Consider the following 21,532-nt stretch of genomic DNA (forward strand, 5'->3'; position numbering starts at 1 on the left):
GACTTGGAACAGAGGACCTTGCAGACCATCGACAACCCGTTCGGCACGAGGTTGTCACCCATGTCTTAAGTACAATCTGTTACCCATGTCTCCGGGTTGGACAGGACGGATATGGCGGAGGGAGTGGGATTCGAACCCACGGTGGGCTTGCACCCACGCCGGTTTTCAAGACCGGTGCCTTAAACCGCTCGGCCATCCCTCCAAGGTGATTTTTCAATCACTTAGGATATCGCGAGAGGAGCGGGTTCGAGCTGTCGGTACCGGATTGGCACCAGGACGTTCCCCGACCGGTTCGCGCTCCATTCCTGTAAAGCCGCATTCAACGCCAAGTCAACCGTGGCGGCCGCACCTTTCGGCGCGATCCAGGGCGTTGAGCAGCGTCATGGCGAGCTGTGTTTGTGCTGAGTGTGGAAAATCGTTTTTAAAACCCGCACGGACTATTAATCGTTGAGCGCTGATATGTTGGGCGCGTTAGGCACATATAAGTAAATCGTATTCTGGAGTTGATTTTGGCCGTACTTGGCGCTCTCCCGCCCGGTCTTCGCTGTAGACCAGTCCGCGAAACCGACTGGGAGGGAGTGGTTGATTGCCTGTGCAGGGGCTTTCCGGCGCGTAACCGGAGTTACTGGATACACGCTCTGACCCGCTTGTCGCAGCGGCCTGTGGTTGCCGAGTTCCCACAATATGGCTTTGCTTTGGAGCATGCCGGTCGGATCGTCGGCGTTGTGCTCACCCTTTATGCTCGCTATCACGGGTCGGAGAGCGAGGAAATTCGCTGCAATCTTTCAAGCTGGTCAGTCGATGCAGATTTCCGTCCCTATGGCGCCATGTTGGTTGCGGCGGTTCTCAAGCGGAAGGACGTGACCTACACGAACATTTCGCCTGCACAAGAGACATTGAAAGCCAACCGGGCGCTAGGCTTTCGGCTCTTCTCCAGCGGACAATTTACCTTCTTGCCGGCTTTAAGTTCGGCGCAGCGGTCATGTCGCGTGGTCGAAGTGCGTCCCGATCTTCCGGAATTGGCGATGCTGCCCGAGAGTGAGAGATACATACTCTCGGAACACGCCGCGCTGGGCTGCCTGTCGTTGATCTGCATTTGCGACGGAGCAGCGTTCCCCATGGTGTTGATGCCGCGCCGAATGTTGCACGGTGTTATTCGATGCCATCAGGTCATCTATTGCCGCTCGCTTGCGGATTTGAGCCGCTGCGCCGGCGCGATGGGGCGCTTTCTCTTGCGAAGCGGAATCCTGGTTTGCTTTGTCGACGCCAAGGAGCCGATTCCAGGCTTGGTGGGATGGTACCGCCCCAACAAGGGGCTGAAATACTTCAAAGGTCCCAGACCACCCGCACCTGGAGATCTGACGTTCACCGAACTTGTGATATTCGGTCCCTGAATCTGCGCTCGCAGCCACGCCAAGCCAGGGGCAAAGTGCGCCACGAATGGCGTTTCTGATCGATAAGCGATGATTTTCATGCCGATCAGCGAGGCGGTCCGTGCCACAATCTCGCCCGGTTCCGACCACAATCGGTTAATACGGTGATAAACAATTCCTGCGCACAAAAAGGATTGGGGTAGGGCGTCGCCGGCGTTTCTGGAGTGGGTGCTTTGGCATCGCTGACGTTCATGCTGCGGTGCCTTCGTCGATGCTATAGGGGACAATCAAAATATGCAGACCACGGCGCGCCCGCGTCTTCGTCGCGCTTCCGCTTTCGCGCTGTTTGCCTTGTCGGCAGCCTTTCTTGCAGCATGTGCCGGGCCGCAGCAAAGGGCGATGGTCAACAAGAAACCTCGCTCCAAGGAATATTTTTCCGAAGCCGAATACGGCGTGAAAGCCAGCCCGCGCGTCATGTTCAAGACGTCTCGCGGACGCGACCAGCTCGGCAAGCCCTATCAGGTGCGCGGCAAGTGGTATTATCCGAAGGAAGACAAACGTTACGCCAAGGTTGGCCTCGCATCCTGGTACGGTGAGGCCTTCCACGGCCGGTTGACGGCCAACGGCGAAGTCTACGACATGGCAGATCTGACGGCGGCGCATCCGACCATGCCGCTGCCGAGCTATGCGCGGGTCACCAACATGAAGACCGGCAGCTCGGTGATCGTGCGCGTCAACGACCGCGGGCCCTATCATGATGGACGCATCATCGATGTGTCGAAGCGCGCTGCTGAAATGCTCGATTATGCCAATGTCGGTACGGCCGAGGTGAAGGTCGAATATGTCGGCCGTGCGCCGCTCGAAGGCAATGACGGGCAGTATCTGGTGGCTTCGTATCGTCCAGGCAACAGGGCGCCGGATCCGTCGGACGGTCTGCCCAGCGGCGTCATGGTCGCGATGAATGGGCCGTCGCCAAGCCTGCCGGTGAGCGCTGCTGCCGTGCCGTTCCCCGGTCAGCTGACGAATTCCGGGCAGGGATCCGATGCACGGCCTGTCATGGCGGTGCAAGCATCTGCTTCGGGAGACATTGTACTGCCCGATTTCGGCCCGATCGTGCCGGAGCGTCCGGAGATCAACCTGCCGGCGCAATCGCCGTTCACGATGGCGTCGCTGTCTTACGCCGACGAGCGCGTGCAGCGCGCCTCCAACGCGTTTGCCGGGCTGGATGGCACCGGCATGTCGTCCGCCGAGCTTCTTCAATCGTGGAAGCGGCAAGCCCCTCCAGCCGGGTCGCCCACCGCCTATGTCGCGGCGGGTTCATTCGAGAATGCCGCCGAAGCGGAGCGTGTGGCTGCCCAGCTTTCCAGCTTCGGCAAGACCGAAATCCAGCGCTTGGAACTTGAAGGCAAGGACTGGTACACGGTCAACCTCTTTGCCGACGGTCGTGGCAGCCTGGACGAGATGCTCCAGGCAGCGTGGTCGCATGGTGCGCCGGATGCGCTTGCTGTACGCAACTGAGCTTGGGGCTGCCTGGGTTTTTCGCGCGCGATTGATCCGCCAGGCAAAAGCCTGATAGCTTCTGCCAACTTGCAAAAAGCGCCGGCTCACTGGTCGAACCTGATGAAATCTTTTCACCCTTTCACCGGGATTATGGCGCTCGGCCTGCTGCTGCTCTCGCTTGCGCAGGCCTCAGCTCAGCTTTTCGAGACCAAGGCCGCGCAGGCCTTCATGATCGATGCCGAAACCGGAACCGTGCTGTTTTCCAAGGACGCCGACAGGTTGATCCCGCCGGCCTCGCTGGGCAAGCTGATGACGATGGAAGTGGTTTTCGACGCCATCAAATCAGGGCGCATGACGCTCGATGACACCTTCGTGGTGAGCGAGAACGCCTGGCGCAAAGGCGGCGCTCCTTCGGGGACATCGACCATGTTCGCCAAGCTCAAGTCGACGATCCGGCTGGAAGACCTGATCCAGGGCGTGACCGTGCAGGCGGCCAATGACGGCTGTATCGTCATCGCTGAAGGGATGGCCGGGTCCGAAGCAAACTTCGCGGCGCAGATGACCGGGCGTGCCCGCCAGATCGGCTTGCAGAAATCGACTTTCGTCAATTCCACCGGTCTGCCGGCCGATGGGCAGCAAACGAGCGTTCGCGAACTCGCGCTTCTGGCGCTGCATATCTGGCGCAACTACCCGGATCTCTACCGCTATTACGGCCAGAAGGATTTTACCTGGAACAAGATTTCCCAGAGGAACCGCAATCCGCTACTGGCCATGGACATAGGCGCCGACGGGCTCGCGGTCGGTGCCAGCGAGCAATCCGGGTTCGGCATTGTCGGCTCGGTCAGCCACAACGGCACAAGGGTGATCGCGGCGATGAGCGGTCTGGCAAACGACCGTGAGCGGGCTGAGGAAGCGCGAAAGCTGCTCGACTGGGGCGTTCGCTCCTTCGAGAAGACTGAAGTATTCGCCAAGGACGAAGTGGTTGGCGAAGCCCAGGTCTTTGGCGGCGCCAAGTCCGGTGTCGCGTTAAAGGCAAAAGGACCGGTGCAGATCTTCCGGCCGATCACCAACCGCGACAAGCTCACCGCCAGGATCGTCTATGACGGACCGGTGGCAGCGCCGGTGGAGGAGGGGCAGCCGGTGGGTACGCTGCGCGTCTGGATCGGCGATACGCTGAGCCAGGAGACGCCGCTGTTTGCCGCCGAGTCGATCGGTGTCGGTTCGCTGCCGCAGCGCGCGCTCGACGCCGCCAAGGAACTGGCCGTCGGCTGGCTGCGTTAGCACCGTCGCGGTGGACCTTTTTTCCCGCCGGGACTATACGGTCCCCGAAGTATGGACAAAGGCTTTGGCGCGCGGATTTTTCATCACTTTTGAAGGCGGCGAAGGAGCAGGCAAGTCGACGCAGATCGAGCGGCTGGCAAAGAAGATGCGCGCCAAGAAATACGATGTGCTGGTGACACGTGAGCCGGGTGGCTCGCCGGGCGCGGAGGCGGTCAGGCATATCCTGCTTTCAGGCGCAGCCGAGCCGTTCGGCCCCAAGATGGAAGCTCTGCTTTTCGCCGCTGCGCGTTCCGACCATGTCGAACAGGTCATCCGGCCGGTAGTCGCGCGCGGTTCGGTCGTACTTTGCGATCGTTTCATGGATTCCTCGCGCGTCTACCAGGGCGTCACCGGCGGCCTCGACCCGGCATTCATGGACGCATTGGAGAAGGTCGCCATCAACGGCATGGTGCCGGACATGACACTGATCTTCGACATCGACCCCGCCGAGGGCCTGAGGCGCGCTACCGCCCGGCGGGGCAGCAGTGACGGACCGGACCGCTTCGAGAAAGAAACATTGGCCATCCACCAACGCCGGCGCGAGGCGTTTCTCGCGATCGCCTCAGCTGAACCCGAACGCTGCGTTGTCGTCGATGCCTCAGCCGACCTAGATGCGGTGGAGGATGTCGTTACCGCCGCGGTCTTCGCGGCTCTCGAGAGGATGATGCCGGCGCAAAGAAGGCAGGCGGCGCCAGCATGATTTTCGAACGCATCGCGCCCGAACAGCACGACACGCTGGACGGGGTGCCCGAGCCATCCGAGACGCCGCGTCTTGTCGGTCACCTGCAGGCGGCCAACATGCTCGCCACCGCTTACCGCTCGGGAAAGCTGCCGCACGCACTGATCTTTGCCGGACCGGTTGGCATCGGCAAGGCGACGCTGGCCTTTCACCTGGCGCATCATCTGTTGAAGCACCCGGCCTTCGAGCAGGCGCCGGAAAGCCTTGCCGTTCCAGATCCGGCTTCGTCGCTGTTTCGACAGATCGCCACCGGCGCGCATCCTTCGGTGCTGCATCTTACACGCCCGGTGAACGACAAGACCAAGAGCTTCAAGACAGTTGTCACGGTCGACGAAATCCGCAAGGTCAGCCGTTTTCTGTCGCTGACGTCGCATGACGGCAGCTACCGGGTGGTTATCGTCGATCCCGCCGACGACATGAACACCAATGCTGCCAATGCCTTGCTGAAGAATCTTGAAGAGCCACCCGCGCGCACCTTATTCATCCTCATCGTCCATGCGCCGGGCAGTCTGCTACCGACGATCAGGTCGCGCTGCCAGATGGTGCGGTTGGCGCCGCTCGATGCCGAGAGCTTGATGACGGTTCTGGAGGGCATCGAGCCGCCGCCACCGGAGGATCCTGCGGCGCGCGCGGCGCTGGCGGAGCGGTCAGGGGGCAGCGCGCGCAATGCGATCCTGTTGACGCAGTATGGCGGGCTCGAAATCGCCGCCACCCTCGACGCTCTGGTGATGTCCAAGAAGTTAGATGTCGCGGCGGCCTACCGTCTTGCCGAGGCGGTCGCCGGCCGCGACCAGGCGATCCCGTTCGAGATATTCAATCGCCGTGCGCTTGATCTGCTGTCGGCCGGCGCCAGCCAGGCCGCGCTCGCCGGCGATCTCGCGCGAGCCAAAACGCTGTCGGATACTTGGCACGCGGCTTTGAACGCTATATCTGAAACCGAGACCTACAACCTCGACAAAAAGCAGCACGCCCTGACCATGATCGACCGCCTGAATTCTGCAATGCGAATGTGACGGCCGCTGGCGTGGCTTTTGAAGCCCCTGAGTATTGATTCCCAATCAATCGCAGGAACTTCGAAGCCACCACATTGGCGTCGGATGGCAATTGCCGTTTCGATGCGATATCTCACCGCGACATCTTTCATTCAGACATTCATGACGGCTCATCCATGGCACGCGAAAAATACTACGTCACGACGCCGATTTTCTATCCGAACGGCAAGCCGCATATCGGCCATGCCTACAATGTCATCGCCAGCGACACGCTGGCCCGCTTCCAGCGGCTCGATGGCAAGGACGTCTTCTTCGTCTCGGGAACCGACGAGCACGGTTTGAAGATGCAGCAGACGGCGGACGCCGAAGGCCTGACGCCGAAAGCGCTTGCCGATCGCAACTCGGCGATCTTCCGCTCGATGCTCGAAGCGACCGGTTGCTCGAACGACGTTTTCATCCGCACCACCGAAGAGCGTCATTACAAGGCCTGCCAGGCGATCTGGACGCGCATGGCTGAGAATGGCGACATCTACCTCGACCGCTACAGTGGCTGGTATTCGGTGCGGCAGGAAGCCTATTTCGACGAGGCCGAAACCAAGGTCGGTGACGACGGCGTGCGCCGCGAACCGCTCGGCTCGCCTGTCGAATGGACCGAGGAAGAGAGCTATTTCTTCCGCCTTTCCGCCTATCAGGACAGACTGCTCGCGCTCTATGAGAACAGCCCCGAGTTCGTCGGACCGGCGGAGCGGCGCAATGAAATCATCAGCTTTGTCAAATCCGGCCTGAAGGATCTGTCGATCTCGCGCACCACATTCAAATGGGGCGTGCCGGTGCCCGGCGATGAGAAGCATGTGATGTATGTCTGGGTCGATGCCCTAACCAATTACATCACCGCCGCCGGTTATCCGGATCCGACCAATGAGAGATGGTCTTTCTGGCCGGCGAACGTCCACGTCATCGGCAAGGATATCATCCGCTTCCACGCGGTCTACTGGCCGGCATTCCTGATGTCGGCCGGCATCGAATTGCCGAAGCGCGTGTTTGCGCATGGTTTTCTGTTCAACCGTGGCGAGAAGATGTCGAAGTCGGTCGGCAATGTCGTCGACCCGTTCGCGATGATCGAGCACTACGGCCTCGACCAAGTGCGCTATTTCTTCATGCGCGAAGTGCCGTTCGGCCAGGACGGCAGCTACAGCCATGATGCAATCGTCAACCGCACCAATGCCGACCTTGCCAATGGCCTCGGCAATCTGGCGCAGCGCTCGCTGAAGATGGTCGCCAAGAACTGCAGCGGCGCGGTGCCAAAGCGCGGCGAACTGACCGAAGCCGACAGCGCCATCCTCGACCAAGCGGTGGGGGCACTCGCCGTCGCGCGAAAGGCGATGGCGGATCAGGGCATCCATTTGGCGCTGGCGGCGATCTTCGGAGTGGTGGCCGAAGCTGACCGCTATTTCGCCTCTCAGCAACCCTGGGCGCTAAGCAAAAGCGATCCAGAGCGTATGAAGACAGTTCTGTGGACGACGATCGAAGTCGTCCGGCGGGTGACGCTGCTCTGCCAGCCCTTTGTTCCGGGGTCGGCTGCTAAGCTGCTCGACCTGCTGGCGGTGCCGGCAGACAACCGTGACTTTGCGCATGTCCACGCCGACTATGCGCTGGTGCCTGGCACGGCATTGCCCGCGCCGGAGGCGGTCTTTCCGCGTTACGAAAAGCAGGACGCGAACGCCTGATGCTGGTCGACAGTCACTGCCATCTCGACTTTCCGGATTTCGCCGAAGAGCGGGCGGCCATCGTCGCCCGCGCCCTAGCGGCCGGCATCGGCCGAATGGTGACGATCTCGACGAGGGTGAAGCGATTTAACCAAGTGCTTGAGATTGCAGAGACTTTCGATGATGTCTATTGCTCGGTCGGCACCCATCCGCATAATGCGGCCGAAGAGCTTGACGTCACTGTCGATGATCTGGTGCGGCTCTCTGCTCATCGCAAAGTGGTGGCGATCGGCGAGGCCGGGCTCGACTATTTCTACGACCATGCGCCGCGCGACGCACAGGCGCGGGGCTTTCGCACCCACATCGCCGCGGCGCGCGTGACCGGTCTGCCGCTGGTCATCCATTCGCGCGACGCCGACGATGACATGGCTGATATCCTCGAAGAAGAAACAGGGAAGGGCGCCTTCCCCTTCATCCTGCACTGTTTTTCGTCGGGACGCCGGCTGGCCGAGATCGGCGTGGCGCTCGGCGGGTACGTCTCGTTTTCCGGAATCCTGACCTTCAAGAACTCCGCCGAGCTGCGCGCCGTCGCCGCCGATGTGCCGCGCGACCGTCTGCTGGTCGAAACCGACGCGCCATACCTGGCGCCGATCCCGTTTCGCGGCAAGCGCAATGAGCCCGCCTATGTCGCGCATACAGCCAAGGTGCTGGCCGAGACGATCGGCGTCAGCGATGCCGAGATCGCTGACATCACCACGGATAACTTCTTCCGGCTGTTCAGGAAAATGCCGCGCCCGAGCGCGCCGGGCGCCTGACGCATGAGCGACCGGTTACGTCTTACCGTCCTCGGCTGCGGCTCATCGCCGGGCACGCCACGCATCACCGGCGACTGGGGCAATTGCGATCCCGCGAACCCCCGGAACCGGCGCACGCGCACCGCAGCGCTTGTCGAGCGGATCGCGGCGAATGGCGCCCGGACCACGGTCGTCATCGACACCGGCCCGGATTTCCGCGAGCAGATGCTGCTGGCATCCGTCAAGCGCATCGATGCGGTGGTCTATACACATCCGCATGCCGACCATATCCACGGCATCGACGATCTGCGCGGCTTCGTGCTCGAGCAGCGCCACCGGATCGACATCCATGCGGATCAGGCTACCATGCTGCGCCTACGCGAGGCGTTCCGCTACTGTTTCGAAACACCGCAAGGCAGTTCGTATCCGCCGATCGTCAACGCCCATATCATCGACCACCACAGGCCGGTGGTGATCGCAGGCGAGGGCGGCGCCCTCACCCTCGAACCGCTGCTGCAGCTCCATGGCGACATCACCTCGCTGGGTTTCCGCATCGGCGGGCTGGCCTATTGCCCTGACGTCAGCGACTTTCCGGAGGCGACCGCCAAGCGTTTGCGCGGGCTGGACATGCTGGTCATCGACGCGCTGCAATACACCGTCCATCCGAGCCATCTGTCGCTTGGCCAGGCGCTTGGCTGGATCGAAGGACTGGCGCCGAAGAACGCGGTGCTGACGCATATGCATGTTCCGCTCGACTACGCCACGGTAATGGCCGAGACGCCGGCCAACGTCGAGCCTGCTTATGACGGCATGACGATCGAAATCCCTTACGAATCAGCGTGAAGGGCGAGGTTTTTACGGCTGGGTTCGCGGGTTTGGATCTCGCGGAGTGCTATCTTCACGCCACATCCAATCGGCTACGCCAGTTCCATAATCTATCTTATGCGACTAAAGGCTAGCATCCGTTGGCGGCGAGATTAGACCGGTCACTGTTAGACATTCGCAACAGCGCTGTGGAGGCAACGGGCATGCTAGGGTTGGGAATCATGAAGACGCTTCCGCTGCTTGCAGGTCTTGCCCTCACCCTCGCCTGCGCGATCACCGACGCGCGAGCTCAGGATGTCAGTCGTGCGCCAGGCGAGAACGACCTGGCTTTCGCCAAACGTGTTGTTGGGTTCGCCGACAATGCTGATCCGCACACCACAGCCGTGAGCTGGAACGGTCTCCAGACACTCTTCGTCGATTATCAGACCGCCGAGGACTATCCAGAACGCCCGCTCGTCGCGCTGCAACGGCTAGCTGACAACAGATATCGCGCAATCCAGGTCACGATCGGTGAACAAGAGGGCGACACACCGGACATAGCGCTGGGCCTCGCCAACGCCGACCACGACCCGGCAAAGGAACTGATCGTGATACTTTCCTGGGCTCAGATGCACTACGATGTCGAAGGGACGCTCTACGAAGTTCGCATCTTCCATGGCCCCAAGCCAGGCCAGAAGGCGCTGACTCAATTGAAAGCGAGCCGGAAGTTCGATGCCACATGCGATTGCCATTGGCGCGACGGCGCAACGAAGCGCTTCCGCTTCAAGACGATCGCAGCGGTCAAGGCTGAACTGAAGCGCCTGGGCTATTAGCCGCCGGCGAGGGCTCGCTTCCCGGATGTTGCCTTCGCCACCTCGCCTATGCTGACCCGCAATCGTCACCAGCCCCAGCACAGGCACAGGTCGAGTCGCTCGTCAGAACTCCATATCACCGAAGTCCCCGCCATTGTCGGAGCTGGCATCGCCTGCCTGATCGGCTTCGTCCGGCTGCGGTGTCGGCTGTTCAGCTGCCTTCGCTTCGCTGCCGCCAAACACGCCGGCGATCGCGTTGCCGAGCAGCACGCCGCCCGCCACGCCCATCGCGGTCTGCGCGGCGCCGGCAAGAAAACCGCCGCCTGCCCGCTGTGGCGTGTCCTGCGGCCCTTCAGTTGCAATGGAGGCGGTGCGCCCTACCCGCGGAACCGAGCCTGAGCGCCTGCCGCCGCTGCGGCCGAAGAAGCCGCTGAGCGGTCCACCGCCGGCCGGCTGCCGCGCCTGCTCCTCCAGTTCTTCTATGCGCGCCTGAACTGCGTTCAGGGCCTGCTCCTGAACCACGATCGTCTGGGCCATGTAATATGGCGCCCCAGGCTGCTGGGTGATCTGGTCCTGAATGAAGCGCTCTGCTTCGGCATCGCGCGGCGGCGCCTGGCGCTCGGCGCTTGCCAACCTCTCGAAGAGCTGTCCGATCGCTTGCTGATCGTTTCTGTCCATGATGTCCAACTCCGGTCTTGGTTCAACGCCGGCTATTCGCGCTCGCCGGTGAAGTTCAACAGCAGTTGGAAGATGTTGATGAAGCTCAGATAGAGCGAGAATGCACCGAAGACAGCGAGTTTCTGCTGTGATTCCGCGCCGAAGTTTTCCGCATACTGCTCCTTGATCGTCTGGGTATCCCAGGCGGTGAGGCCGATGAAGACGGCGATGCCGATCACAGAGATCGCGAATTGGAGCGCGGTCGAGCCCAGGAAGATATTGATGATGCTGGCGATCACCACGCCGATCAGGCCCATGATCAGGAACGACGAAAACTGCGTCAGGTCGCGTTTGGTCGTGTACCCGTAAAGGCTGGTCGCGCCGAACATGGTGGCGGCGATGAAGAAGGTGCGTGCGATGCTGGTGCCGGTAAAGACCAGGAACACGGAAGCCAGCGACAGGCCCATGACCGCGCAGAATGCCCAGAACATCGCCTGGGCGCCGGCTGCCGACATCGCCTGCATCCGAAACGAGAACAAGAGCACAAAGGCCAGCGGGGCCAGCATCACCACCCATTTCAGCGGTGTGGAGAAGATCGGCACGTAAAGGGCGGGCGTGGAAGCCACCACGAACGCGATCACGCCCGTAACGACGAGGCCAAGGCCCATATAGTTATAGACGCGCAGCATGTGCCGGCGCAGGCCTTCATCGTAGACAGCTCCGGCTCGGGCTCCGGCCCCGATATATCCGAGATTGTTCATGTGGTTCTCCTTCTTGCAGGTCGATCAGTAAAGCGTTTTGGCGAGCGCTTCGGCCGTGCGATCGAGACCGCCGACATCGCTGCGTCCGACGACCGCGTAGGCGATCTCGCCGATCTGGAAATAAGCCGAGGAAACTTCGCCCGAGGGAACGACGGTCGGCTTGACGACGTCGAATGTTCCGGGCCTGATCGCGAACAACGAGACCAGCCCCATCTCTTTCGTCTCGACAGCCATCTCGATGCTCGGTCCGAATTGCGATGGATAGATCTGCACGTCACGGACCGTCCAGTCCGCTGGCAGCGATGGCATCACGATCGCCGTCGCGGCGCGGATTTCGTCGGCATTGTAGCCGGGTGCTTCGGGTTGCGACGACATCGCCTCACGCACGAGCGTCGTGCGGTGCGCCCGGACCGCGTCCTCCACATAGGCCGGCGGATGGGTCGAAGCGACGACTTCCGTCACCGATATCGGTCCGATGAGGCCGTTCGCAAGCCAGCCGGCAGCGACGAAGACAGCGACTGCCGCAGCTCGCTGCAAAGCACCAAGGACGCGGCCGCGCGCCAATCCCCGCTCCAGCCGCCGTGCAGCATCGGCCGTCGCGGGCCGCGCCATGCCTTTCGATCCGGCAAGCGCCACGCGCAATTCGTCACGCATCCGTAAGTCGGACATCACCCGCGCGGCCGCGTCCGGGCGGGCCGAAAGGAACGCCTCGACCTCGATGCGACGAGCCACGTCCAGCTGATCGTCGACATAGGCGTCGAGATCGGCGTCGGTCACGGGATCGCGCAGTTGGTTCATGATCCACCTCCGACGATCTTCAGATGGCCTTTCGCGCGTGCCGGCACCGCGTCCTCCATCTCGCGCAGGGCCGCACGCGCCCTGCCGATGCGCGACATCAGCGTGCCAAGCGGCACGCCACTCACCTCAGCGGCCTGGCTGTAGCTAAGCCCCTCGATGGCGACGAGATGCAACGCCGAACGCTGCTCCTCCGGCAATTCGAAAAACGCTTCGCGCACCTGCGCCAGACGGACCGAATGTTCCTGCGGAGCCTGGACATTCGCCTCGGCGAGATAGCCGGCCTGTTCGATGCGCATTGCTTCGGATTTGCGGGACCGCAGACCGTCGATGAATGCATTATGGACGATCGACAGCAGCCATACGCGAAGATTTCCGCCGGAGCGGAAGCTGCCGCGTCGCTCATAGGCACGCACCAGCGCATCATGCACCAGATCCTCTGCATCGGCGCTGTCGCGCGTCAGCGAGCGTGCATAGCGGCGCAGCGAACCGAGCTGTCCCAGAATATCGAAGCGTGGCATCGGCCGTTTCATGTCCTGTTTACGGAGCAGGTCGGGATGTTAATCCCGCTCTCCCCGAAATTTTCTTACGGCTCGCCGCGTTCTCGTCCTGGGAGATATCGGGCCCGCTCTCGCCCGCCAGATAGTATCGGCCGCCTTCGAGGCAAACCGGCGCCGAGTTGGCGCATATGAAACTGCTGGCAAAGCACGGCCGGTTTGCGTATCACTCCGCCGCCAACGGAACCTTATCGATGTTCGAAAATCTCCAGCCCGCGCCTGCCGACAAGATCCTGGCCTTGATCGGCCTCTATCGCGCCGACCCGCGTCCCGACAAGGTCGATCTTGGGGTCGGCGTCTATAAGGATCGCGACGGCAAGACGCCGGTGATGCGCGCGGTGCGCGAAGCCGAAAAGCGGCTGCTGCAGGGCCAGGATACCAAGACCTATCTCGGCCTTGCCGGCGATACCGCCTTCAACGCGGCGATGGCCAGGTTGGTGTTCGGCCCAGCCGCCGACATGACGCGCATTCGTGCGGCGCAGGCGCCAGGCGGCTCCGGCGCGCTGCGGCTGGTAGCAGAGCTGCTGAAAAGGACCCGCACCGACGCGATGGTCTGGCTGTCGGATCCGACATGGCCGAACCACATGCCGGTGATGCGCGCCGCTGGCCTGCAGATACGCGAATATCCCTATTTCGACGCTGCTTCTGGTGCGGTTCGCTTCGACGACATGCTGAATGCATTGAGAACCGCGAATCCTGGCGACGTCGTATTGTTGCATGGCTGCTGCCATAACCCGACAGGCGCCAATCTAGACATCTCGCAATGGGCTGCCATTGCCGATCTTGTCGTTGAGCGCGGCCTGCTGCCCTTTGTCGACATCGCCTATCAGGGCTTTGGCGAGGGACTTGATGCGGATGCCGCCGGCTTGCGCCTTCTGGCGGCAAAAGTTCCGGAAATGGTCGTTGCCTCCAGCTGCTCGAAGAACTTTGCCGTCTATCGCGACCGAGTCGGTGCAGCGCTGATCATGGCGAAAGGTGGCGCGCAGGCGGATTTGGCGATGGGCCAGATGCTGTCGGCGGCGCGCGCCATGTATTCGATGCCGCCGGACCACGGCGCGGCGGCGGTGCGCATCGTGCTTGAAGACCCCGCATTGCGTTCCGACTGGGAGGCAGAGCTTGAAGAGATGCGGCTGCGCATGCTGCGGCTGCGCGTCCAGTTCGCCGAGGCGCTGCGGCGGCAGTCCAACTCCGACCGTTTCGATTTCGTCGCCAGCCATCGCGGCATGTTTTCCCGGCTTGGCCTGTCGGAGGCGCAAGTCGAGCGGCTGCGCGCCGAGCATGCCATCTATATGGTCGGCGACAGCCGCATCAACGTTGCCGGCCTGCCCGAGGACGGCATGGATGCGCTCGCCAAGGCGATAGTCTCCGTGCTCGACTGATGCTTTTGCTAACTAGGATCTTCCGGAAACCGGCTTCCACTTTCGTATCATGGTCTGGCGGCCCGTCTGTGGACAAGGCGCCCTCACCGGCTGAAGCCGTTGGCCGCACAGCCGTGTACAGGATAGCGTTTCCCAGATGAAACCCTCGAAAGACATTTCCCGACTGATCGAGATCATGGCAGCGCTGCGGGCGCCGGAAACCGGCTGCCCGTGGGATATCGAGCAGGACTTTTCGACAATCGCGCCGTACACGATCGAGGAAGCCTACGAAGTGGCGGACGCCATTGCGCGTGGCGATCTGGACGATCTGCGGGATGAACTCGGCGATCTCCTGCTGCAAGTGGTCTACCACGCGCAAATGGCCGAGGAGGCCGGCGAATTTTCATTCGGCGATGTGGTCCAGGCCATCACCACAAAAATGATCCGCCGCCACCCCCATGTCTTCGGCGACAACAAGGCGCGCAGCGCCGGCATGGCCAAGGGCATGTGGGAAAAGATCAAGGCAGAGGAAAAGGCGGAGAAGCGCAGTGCGCGCCTCACCCGTGGGCTCGACCCGGAAGACCATGGCAAGGGCTTTCTCGACAGCGTGCCGGTCGCCCTGCCCGCGCTGACCCGGGCGCTCAAGCTGCAGGAAAAGGCCGCCCGCGTCGGCTTCGACTGGAGCGAGGCGGCGCCGATCCTCGACAAGATCGAGGAGGAGATCGGCGAACTACGCGAGGCGCTGGCCAAAGGCGACACTGCGCCGATCAAGGACGAGTTCGGCGACATGCTGTTTGCGGTCGTCAATCTCGGCCGGCACCTCAAAATTGATTCCGAAGCGGCACTCAGCGGCACCAACGAAAAATTCCGGTCGCGCTTCCACTATGTCGAGCGGACGCTGCAAGCGTCGGGAAACAGCCTGGAAGAGGCGACACTGGACGAGATGGAAGCGCTCTGGCAGCAGGCAAAAAGCGCGAAGTAAACGCCTCTACCCGTTGTTTTGACGGCGCAATCGGCTTTCGATCTCCTGCCGAGCGCTGTGTGTAGCTTTAAGCGCGACGGTTACGCTGCCATCCTCATTGTCGTCGCGCGAGATGATGTCGCCGTTGCGGTAAAGCCAGTCGACGACGCCGAGTTGGTCGGGCTTGAGTGTGACGGTGAAGGTCTCCAGTTCGCCCGACATCATCGTCTCGATGATCGCCTTCAGCGCATCGATGCCCTCGCCGGTTACCGCCGATATGGCGATCGGCGGTGCCTTCTTGCCGTCAGCACCATCGGCAAGCAGCCGCGCCCGGTTGCCCTCGTCGAGCCGGTCGATCTTGTTCCATACTTCGATGACGCGCTTGCTATCGCGGGCATCGACGCCGAGATCGGCAAGGATGCGCTCGACATCTTCGGCCTGCGCGGCCGTATCGGGATCGGAGATGTCGCGCAGATGAATGACGAGGTCTGCCTCGACCACTTCCTCCAGCGTCGCCCTGAAGGCCGCGACCAGATGCGTTGGCAGGTCGGAAATGAAGCCGACCGTATCGGAAAGGATGATCGGCGTGCCGTGCGGCAGACGCACGCGGCGCAGCGTCGGGTCGAGCGTGGCAAACAGCATGTCTTCGGCCAGCACCCCTGCTCCGGTCAGCCGGTTGAACAGAGTCGACTTGCCGGCATTGGTGTAGCCGACGATCGCCACTACCGGAAATGGCACCTTCTTGCGCTTGGCGCGGTGCAGGTCGCGGGTGCGGCGCACAGTTTCGAGCTCGTGCTTCAGCTTGGTGATCTTGTCCTGCAGCACACGCCGATCCGACTCGATCTGGGTCTCGCCAGGGCCGCCGAGAAAGCCGGCGCCGCCACGCTGGCGCTCGAGGTGGGTCCAGCTCCGCACAAGGCGGCCTTTCTGGTAGTTGAGATGGGCAAGATCGACCTGCAGCGTGCCTTCCTTGGTGCGGGCGCGCTCGCCGAAAATCTCCAGGATCAGCCCGGTGCGGTCGAGCACCTTGGCGTTCAACTCTTTTTCGAGGTTGCGCTGCTGTACCGGGGTCAGCGGATGATCGACAATGACCACTTCCGCGTGGCCCTCTTTGACGATCTCAGCGAACTCCGCCACCTTGCCGCTGCCGAGCAAGGTCGCCGGGCGTGGATCGTTGACGGTCACCACCGCCGTGTGGACCAGGTCGAGGTCGATGGCGCTGGCGAGGCCGACGGCCTCGTCGCGACGAGCCTCGGCGGAACGGGTCAGGCGGGGGCGGTTGGTGTCGTCGTCGCCACGCGGCTGCCGGGTAAGCACCGGCACGATTACCACCGCCCGGGTCGGGCCGTTGGCCTCTGTCCCGGTCTGATGTGCTGGTTTTCCGCGAACGCGGCGGTCCGCGTCTTTCTCACGTGCCAATCAGGCGCCCTGGCTTTCCTCACCATCGAACATCTGAACCGGCTGGCTCGGCATGATCGTGGAAATAGCGTGCTTGTAGACAAGCTGGGAATGGCCGTCGCGACGCAGCAGAACGCAGAAATTGTCGAACGAAGTGACCACGCCGGTCAGCTTCACGCCGTTGATGAGAAAGATGGTGAGTGGATTTTTGCTCTTGCGAACTGAATTCAGGAACAGGTCCTGAAGATTTTGCGATCGTTCCGCCATTGTTCTTGTCTTTCGCCGATCCCCTTCGGTTTGCAGGCCAATGCGCCAAATTAGCCGGCACATGTCAAGCACGCAAACACCATCTTGCCGTCAGTAACGACAAGCAGAACGAGATATATTGATGTTCATTCCATCTGTGCGGTTATCAGGCTGGACTTTTTTCCGCAACGTCAAAAAAGGCCTGCCGTAATGAAACTGTTATCGAGCCCGGGTGGCCGTTGGCGACGGGAGCGCCATCGATCGCCACCACCGGCATGGCAATCGTGGTCGCGGAGCTGATGAAAACCTCGCGCGCGGCCTTGGCTTCGGCCACCGAAAAACCGCGCTCCTCGATCTTCAGGCCGAGCTTGGCGGCCACGTCGAACAGCGTCGTACGGGTGATGCCGCGCAGGATGCCGTGCTCGGCCGGCCGCGTCACCAGCACGCCATCCCCGGTGATGATCCAGGCGTTCGACGATCCACCTTCCTTGACGGTGCCGTCGACATCGACGAACCAGGCCTCCTGAGCGCCGGCTTCCTTGGCTTTCTGCTTGGCCAGCACGTTCGGCAGCAGGCCGACCGACTTGATATCGACCCGATCCCACCGGTTCTCCGGCACTGTGATAACCCGGATCCCGCTCTCGGCCCGCTTCGCGGCAGCTGCAGGATCGGCTTTTTTGGCGGTCACCACCAGCGACGGTTTCGTCTCCGCCGGCGGGAAGAAAAACTCGCGGCTGGCGACGCCGCGTGTCACCTGGACATAGACCAGGCCGTCGACGACATGGTTGCGGCGCACCACCTCGCGCATGACGAGCGGCAGCACGCTGCGCGTGACCGGCCAATCGATCGAGAGTTCGGCAAGTGAGCGGTTCAATCGGGCGAGATGGCGGGGCATGTCGACGATGAAGCCTCGTGCCACCTCGCAGACCTCGTAGACGCCGTCGGCGAATTGATAGCCACGGTCCTCGATATGCACGGAAGCTTCGGCGTGAGCGACGTAGCGCCCGTTCACATACGCAATGCGCGGCATGGCTAACCCCTGAAAGAAGTCCAGCTTTCTTATGCGATTCCAAGACCGCCGTAACCGATAATTGCGTGGGCCACGACTGGTTTGGCTGTCAGACGCCCAGCGACTTCAGCTTGCGGTGCAATGCAGAGCGTTCCATGCCGATAAACTCTGCCGTCTTCGAGATATTGCCGCCAAAACGGTTGATCTGGGCGATCAGATAGTCCTTCTCGAATTGTTCGCGCGCTTCCCGCAGCGGCAGCGCCATTATGTGCTGATCGGATTTGTTTGGAGTGCGCGGCATGACGTCGCCGATCTCGGCAGGCAGGAGATCGGCGGTGATCGGCGCATCGACATCGTCGCCGCGCGCCAGGATCATCAGCCGCTCGACATTGTTGCGCAACTGGCGAACGTTGCCCGGCCAGTTATGCGCCTGCAGCACCGCCAGCGCGTCGTCGCCGATGCGGCGCGGCTTGATGCCGGCCTGGCGAGCGATCTGCTTCATGAAATTGTCGACCAGATAAGGAATGTCCTCGCGACGCTCGGCCAGTCCCGGCACCATGACCGGAACCACGGCCAGGCGATGATAAAGGTCCTCACGGAAACGGCCGTCGGCGATCATGGCTTCCAGGTTCTGCGAGGTCGACGAGACGATGCGCACGTCGACCTTGACCCGCTTGGTGCCCCCTACCCGCTCGAACTGCTGTTCGACCAGCACGCGCAGGATCTTGTTTTGCGTCTCACGCGGCATGTCGGCCACTTCATCGATGTAGAGAATGCCGCGATGGGCTTCCTCCAGCGCGCCGACCTTGCGTTCGACGCCGTTCGATTCGGTGCCGAACAACTCGATCTCCATACGCTCAGGCGTGATGTTGGCGGCGCTCAGCGTCACAAACGGTGCACTCTTGCGCGCCGACAGTGCGTGGATGGCGCGCGCCGCCAGTTCCTTGCCCGAGCCGGAGGGGCCGATAATCATGACGCGGCTGTTGGTCGGCGCGACGCGCTCGATGGTCTGGCGCAATTGGCTCATTGCCGACGACATGCCGATGAGGTCGAAAGTCTCGCCGCTGCGCAGCTTGAGATCCGAAACCTCGCGTCTCAATTTGGAGGTTTCGAGCGCCCGTTCGGCAATGAGGATCAGCCTGTCGGCCTTGAATGGCTTTTCGATGAAATCATAGGCGCCGCGGCGGATGGCCGAGACTGCCGTTTCGATGTTGCCGTGGCCCGAGATCATTACCACCGGCAGGTTCGGGTGCATCGTCTTGATCTCGTCCAGCAAGGCCAGGCCATCGAGCCGCGAGCCCTGCAGCCAGATGTCGAGGAAGATCAGCCTGGGTGCCCGGTCGGCGACCGCCGCCAGCGCGCTGTCGGCATCAAACGCCGTGCGTGTTTCGTGACCTTCGTCGCTCAGGATACCGGCGACGAGTTCGCGGATGTCTTCCTCGTCATCGACGATGAGAATATCAGACGCCATTACCGACCTTTTCAGTTTCTTTTTCGTGTTCCGTCTTGCCCTCGCCGCGTACCGGAACGGTGGCGGCAACCGGCAGGATGATGCTGATCATTGCACCCCGCCCATCGTGGAAGTCCGCTGGTGCATCGTGCAATTCGAGTCGCCCGCCATGGTCCTCCACGATCTTCTTGACGATAGCGAGGCCAAGCCCGGTGCCTTTCTCGCGTGTCGTCATGTAAGGCTCGAGCAAGCGCTGCCGGTTCTCGCGCGGCAAGCCCCTGCCGTTGTCGATGACGTCGATTCGAATCGCGCCATTCTGACGCCCGGCTTGAATCCGGATTATGCCGTGCGGACGATCCTCTGCATCAAGTCCGTCGATGGCTTCGGCAGCATTCTTGATGACGTTGCCGAAAGCCTGCGCCATCAGCCGGCTGTCGAACGTGCCTTTGAGCGGCTCATTGCCGAAGACGCGCTCGAAGGTGATGTCGGCCCGGCTCACTTCGACCAGGAACGAGGCTTCGCGCAACGAATCGCGCAGATCGATGGCCTTCATTTCCGGTTTCGGCATGCGGGCGAACGCCGAGAACTCGTCGACCATGCGGCCGATGTCCTCCACTTGCCGGATGATGGTGTCGGTGCATTGATCGAAAACCTCACGGTCCTCGGTGATGACTTTGCCGTAACGCCGCTTGATACGCTCGGCCGAAAGCTGGATCGGCGTCAGTGGATTCTTGATCTCGTGGGCGATGCGTCGCGCCACGTCGGCCCATGCGGAGGAACGCTGTGCCTGGACCAGATCGGTAATGTCATCGACTGTAACGACGTAGGATTTATCCTCCGAACCGTCGTCGCCGGCTTCGATCGTGATCTGTACGTTGAAGGTCCGTTCAGTGCCGGCACGATAGAAGGTGACCTGTTCGCGATAGACCGGCTTGCCCGACTTGCGGCCGATCTCGAAGACGCGGCCGACATGCGGCAGCACGGCCGAAAGGTTCTGCCCAAGCGCTGCCGTGGCGGATATGGCCAGCATCGTTTCCGCCGAACGGTTGACGATGGTGACGATGCCATATGGATCGACGCCGATGACCCCGGCGGTGACGCCGGCAAGCACCGCCTCCGAAAAGCGCCGCCGCTCGTCGATCAAATCCTTGGCCGACAGGATCTCGTTGCGCTGCGATTTCAGCTCCATCAGCATCTTGTTGAAGGTGTCGCCGAGCGAGGCGACGTCACCGTCGGAGGGGCGGACAGGCACGGCCACGTCGAGATTGCCGGTAGCGACCTCGTCGGCCGCGCCGATGAGCTGACGAATCGGCCGCACCAGGCGGTCGGCCACCGCAATGCCGGTCCAGATGGCAGACAGGATGATGATCAGCGTCAGCGACAGATAGGGAAGCGCGAAAGCCACTTGCGAGGTGCGGCGATTGTCTTCGAGACCGCGATATTCGGCGGTGTTGGATTTGACGATCTGCCGTGCCTTGATCACCTCGGGATCGACGAGGCGGATGGTGTAGAGATAGAGCCCGTCGATCTCGCGCAGCTTGACGATCGCACCCATGATGTTGCGGGTGCGCGGCTCTATCAGCACCGGCTTGCCGTCGGCAGCGCTTGCCACGGCGCCCTCAGGCGGCTCCGGCATGGCAAAGTCCGCGTCGGTCTTGGCGCTCATAACGAAGGAACCATCGGGCTTGATGAGTGCTGCGTGCGCCAGCGAGCGTCCCACCGCCTCCTTGTTCATGAGATCGAGGAACCCGGTGCGATCGAGACCGTAGAGCGTGCGCGAAGCGTCGAGGTCGTAAGCCATCGACAACGTCGTGCCCTGAAGATTTCGCGCGTTTTCCTGCACATAGGCGTCGGCGATCGACAACGACGAATTGACGATCGTCTTGGTGCGGATCTCGAACCAGCGGTCGAGGCCGATGTCGAGCGTGATCGACGCGATGATCGCCACCATGATCGCGGGGATGGCGGCGACCAGCGCAAACATCGCGACTATGCGGACATGCAGGCGCGACGCAGCCTTGCCGTGCCGGCGTGCCATCAGGATGCGATGCACCTCGCGGCCGACCAGCAAGATCAGAAACAGGACGAACGCCGCATTAAGCGCAATCAGCGCCAGCGTCGTCCTCGCGTCGGGCGTGATCGGCGTCGCGCCGACCAGAATGGCGAAGGAGATCGCCGCCGTCACCAGCGCACCGGCAACGGCGATCACGCCCGGCAGCGCAAGCAGCCGGCGACCGTCTCGCGCGCCGGTATTGCTGAAAAGCGATTTGCTCAGTGTCGGTGCGTGCAGGGCCATGTCG

20 protein-coding genes and 1 tRNA gene are annotated in these 21,532 nt (G+C 62.0%); 11 read left to right on the forward strand and 10 right to left on the reverse strand.

The features are described 5' to 3' along the window. Positions 1 to 112 precede the first annotated feature (112 nt). Positions 113 to 202, reverse strand: a tRNA-Ser gene (locus NKI08_RS24560). Between the two features lie 460 nt (positions 203 to 662). Between NKI08_RS24560 and NKI08_RS24565 the strand changes: the two genes are divergently transcribed. From NKI08_RS24565 to NKI08_RS24605, 9 genes are all read left to right on the forward strand, one after another. Then, positions 663 to 1,394 (forward strand): hypothetical protein, encoded by a 732-nt coding sequence (locus NKI08_RS24565; RefSeq protein ID WP_352772824.1) that lies wholly within the window; start codon positions 663 to 665, stop codon positions 1,392 to 1,394. A 273-nt stretch (positions 1,395 to 1,667) separates the two neighbouring features. Then, positions 1,668 to 2,891 (forward strand): septal ring lytic transglycosylase RlpA family protein, encoded by a 1,224-nt coding sequence (locus NKI08_RS24570; protein ID WP_352772827.1) that lies wholly within the window; start codon positions 1,668 to 1,670, stop codon positions 2,889 to 2,891. A 132-nt stretch (positions 2,892 to 3,023) separates the two neighbouring features. Further along, entirely contained in the window at positions 3,024 to 4,154 is a 1,131-nt protein-coding gene (locus tag NKI08_RS24575) for a D-alanyl-D-alanine carboxypeptidase family protein (protein ID WP_352772951.1), read from the forward strand. A 64-nt stretch (positions 4,155 to 4,218) separates the two neighbouring features. Beyond that, a complete protein-coding gene (tmk, locus tag NKI08_RS24580) occupies positions 4,219 to 4,893 on the forward strand; it encodes a dTMP kinase (protein ID WP_352772830.1) in 675 nt (224 codons plus the stop codon). Then, positions 4,890 to 5,945: a DNA polymerase III subunit delta' gene (locus NKI08_RS24585; protein WP_352682722.1), complete on the forward strand. Its 1,056-nt coding sequence runs from the start codon at positions 4,890 to 4,892 to the stop codon at positions 5,943 to 5,945. Before tmk ends, NKI08_RS24585 begins: the two co-directional genes overlap by 4 nt. Positions 5,946 to 6,067: 122 nt before the next feature. Next, positions 6,068 to 7,651: a methionine--tRNA ligase gene (gene metG, locus NKI08_RS24590; RefSeq protein WP_352772954.1), complete on the forward strand. Its 1,584-nt coding sequence runs from the start codon at positions 6,068 to 6,070 to the stop codon at positions 7,649 to 7,651. After that, positions 7,651 to 8,445 (forward strand): TatD family hydrolase, encoded by a 795-nt coding sequence (locus tag NKI08_RS24595; protein WP_352772834.1) that lies wholly within the window; start codon positions 7,651 to 7,653, stop codon positions 8,443 to 8,445. The genes metG and NKI08_RS24595 overlap by 1 nt, the downstream gene beginning before the upstream one ends. 3 nt (positions 8,446 to 8,448) lie before the next feature. Next, positions 8,449 to 9,267 (forward strand): MBL fold metallo-hydrolase, encoded by an 819-nt coding sequence (locus tag NKI08_RS24600; protein ID WP_352542013.1) that lies wholly within the window; start codon positions 8,449 to 8,451, stop codon positions 9,265 to 9,267. Positions 9,268 to 9,470: 203 nt separating this feature from the next. After that, a complete protein-coding gene (locus NKI08_RS24605; RefSeq protein WP_352772837.1) occupies positions 9,471 to 10,061 on the forward strand; it encodes a hypothetical protein in 591 nt (196 codons plus the stop codon). Positions 10,062 to 10,163: 102 nt separating this feature from the next. Here NKI08_RS24605 and NKI08_RS24610 read toward each other — a convergent pair whose 3' ends face one another. The 4 genes from NKI08_RS24610 to NKI08_RS24625 are packed head-to-tail and all read right to left on the reverse strand — an operon-like array spanning position 10,164 to position 12,786. Beyond that, positions 10,164 to 10,718: a DUF2076 domain-containing protein gene (locus NKI08_RS24610; protein ID WP_352772840.1), complete on the reverse strand. Its 555-nt coding sequence runs from the start codon at positions 10,716 to 10,718 to the stop codon at positions 10,164 to 10,166. A 32-nt stretch (positions 10,719 to 10,750) separates the two neighbouring features. After that, the gene (locus NKI08_RS24615) at positions 10,751 to 11,458 is read right to left on the reverse strand and encodes a Bax inhibitor-1/YccA family protein (protein WP_352772843.1); all 708 of its coding nucleotides are present in this window, start codon (positions 11,456 to 11,458) and stop codon (positions 10,751 to 10,753) included. 24 nt (positions 11,459 to 11,482) lie between these two features. Continuing rightward, positions 11,483 to 12,256: an anti-sigma factor family protein gene (locus NKI08_RS24620; protein WP_352772845.1), complete on the reverse strand. Its 774-nt coding sequence runs from the start codon at positions 12,254 to 12,256 to the stop codon at positions 11,483 to 11,485. Then, positions 12,253 to 12,786 (reverse strand): sigma-70 family RNA polymerase sigma factor, encoded by a 534-nt coding sequence (locus tag NKI08_RS24625; RefSeq protein ID WP_502896622.1) that lies wholly within the window; start codon positions 12,784 to 12,786, stop codon positions 12,253 to 12,255. The genes NKI08_RS24620 and NKI08_RS24625 overlap by 4 nt, the downstream gene beginning before the upstream one ends. 218 nt (positions 12,787 to 13,004) lie before the next feature. Between NKI08_RS24625 and NKI08_RS24630 the strand changes: the two genes are divergently transcribed. Together NKI08_RS24630 and mazG are read left to right on the forward strand one after the other, a co-directional pair. Next, on the forward strand, positions 13,005 to 14,189 hold the full coding sequence (locus tag NKI08_RS24630) for an amino acid aminotransferase (protein WP_352682713.1): 1,185 nt from the start codon (positions 13,005 to 13,007) through the stop codon (positions 14,187 to 14,189). Between the two features lie 136 nt (positions 14,190 to 14,325). Next, on the forward strand, positions 14,326 to 15,150 hold the full coding sequence (gene mazG, locus NKI08_RS24635; RefSeq protein ID WP_352772849.1) for a nucleoside triphosphate pyrophosphohydrolase: 825 nt from the start codon (positions 14,326 to 14,328) through the stop codon (positions 15,148 to 15,150). Positions 15,151 to 15,156: 6 nt separating this feature from the next. Here mazG and hflX read toward each other — a convergent pair whose 3' ends face one another. The 5 genes from hflX to NKI08_RS24660 all read right to left on the reverse strand — a co-directional run bounded on the left by hflX (position 15,157) and on the right by NKI08_RS24660 (position 21,528). Next, positions 15,157 to 16,548 carry a GTPase HflX gene (gene hflX / locus NKI08_RS24640; RefSeq protein WP_352502925.1) on the reverse strand — a complete coding sequence of 464 codons (1,392 nt, stop codon included), beginning with the start codon at positions 16,546 to 16,548 and terminating at the stop codon, positions 15,157 to 15,159. Continuing rightward, positions 16,549 to 16,794, reverse strand: a complete 246-nt coding sequence (gene hfq / locus NKI08_RS24645) for an RNA chaperone Hfq (protein WP_006202172.1) — start codon at positions 16,792 to 16,794, stop codon at positions 16,549 to 16,551. It abuts the gene before it with no gap. A gap of 145 nt (positions 16,795 to 16,939) precedes the next feature. Beyond that, a complete protein-coding gene (locus NKI08_RS24650) occupies positions 16,940 to 17,803 on the reverse strand; it encodes a D-amino-acid transaminase (protein WP_352772853.1) in 864 nt (287 codons plus the stop codon). Between the two features lie 88 nt (positions 17,804 to 17,891). Continuing rightward, positions 17,892 to 19,253 (reverse strand): nitrogen assimilation response regulator NtrX, encoded by a 1,362-nt coding sequence (ntrX, locus tag NKI08_RS24655; protein ID WP_352471845.1) that lies wholly within the window; start codon positions 19,251 to 19,253, stop codon positions 17,892 to 17,894. Then, positions 19,243 to 21,528 carry a sensor histidine kinase NtrY-like gene (locus NKI08_RS24660; protein ID WP_352502927.1) on the reverse strand — a complete coding sequence of 762 codons (2,286 nt, stop codon included), beginning with the start codon at positions 21,526 to 21,528 and terminating at the stop codon, positions 19,243 to 19,245. The genes ntrX and NKI08_RS24660 overlap by 11 nt, the downstream gene beginning before the upstream one ends. Positions 21,529 to 21,532: the final 4 nt, after the last annotated feature.

It is taken from the genome of Mesorhizobium sp. M0768 (genome assembly GCF_040320195.1).
Classification (GTDB): Bacteria; Pseudomonadota; Alphaproteobacteria; order Rhizobiales; family Rhizobiaceae; genus Mesorhizobium.

Coding starts and splice junctions, on each gene's coding strand:
- hfq (WP_006202172.1), bottom strand. CDS start 16,794: ATGGCGGAACGATCGCAAAATCTTCAGGACCTGTTCCTGAATTCAGTT.
- NKI08_RS24610 (WP_352772840.1), bottom strand. CDS start 10,718: ATGGACAGAAACGATCAGCAAGCGATCGGACAGCTCTTCGAGAGGTTG.
- NKI08_RS24600 (WP_352542013.1), top strand. CDS start 8,449: ATGAGCGACCGGTTACGTCTTACCGTCCTCGGCTGCGGCTCATCGCCG.
- NKI08_RS24630 (WP_352682713.1), top strand. CDS start 13,005: ATGTTCGAAAATCTCCAGCCCGCGCCTGCCGACAAGATCCTGGCCTTG.
- NKI08_RS24615 (WP_352772843.1), bottom strand. CDS start 11,458: ATGAACAATCTCGGATATATCGGGGCCGGAGCCCGAGCCGGAGCTGTC.
- NKI08_RS24650 (WP_352772853.1), bottom strand. CDS start 17,803: ATGCCGCGCATTGCGTATGTGAACGGGCGCTACGTCGCTCACGCCGAA.
- ntrX (WP_352471845.1), bottom strand. CDS start 19,253: ATGGCGTCTGATATTCTCATCGTCGATGACGAGGAAGACATCCGCGAA.
- NKI08_RS24620 (WP_352772845.1), bottom strand. CDS start 12,256: ATGAACCAACTGCGCGATCCCGTGACCGACGCCGATCTCGACGCCTAT.
- NKI08_RS24660 (WP_352502927.1), bottom strand. CDS start 21,528: ATGGCCCTGCACGCACCGACACTGAGCAAATCGCTTTTCAGCAATACC.
- NKI08_RS24575 (WP_352772951.1), top strand. CDS start 3,024: ATGGCGCTCGGCCTGCTGCTGCTCTCGCTTGCGCAGGCCTCAGCTCAG.
- NKI08_RS24585 (WP_352682722.1), top strand. CDS start 4,890: ATGATTTTCGAACGCATCGCGCCCGAACAGCACGACACGCTGGACGGG.
- NKI08_RS24570 (WP_352772827.1), top strand. CDS start 1,668: ATGCAGACCACGGCGCGCCCGCGTCTTCGTCGCGCTTCCGCTTTCGCG.
- NKI08_RS24605 (WP_352772837.1), top strand. CDS start 9,471: ATGAAGACGCTTCCGCTGCTTGCAGGTCTTGCCCTCACCCTCGCCTGC.
- NKI08_RS24595 (WP_352772834.1), top strand. CDS start 7,651: ATGCTGGTCGACAGTCACTGCCATCTCGACTTTCCGGATTTCGCCGAA.
- NKI08_RS24625 (WP_502896622.1), bottom strand. CDS start 12,786: ATGAAACGGCCGATGCCACGCTTCGATATTCTGGGACAGCTCGGTTCG.
- mazG (WP_352772849.1), top strand. CDS start 14,326: ATGAAACCCTCGAAAGACATTTCCCGACTGATCGAGATCATGGCAGCG.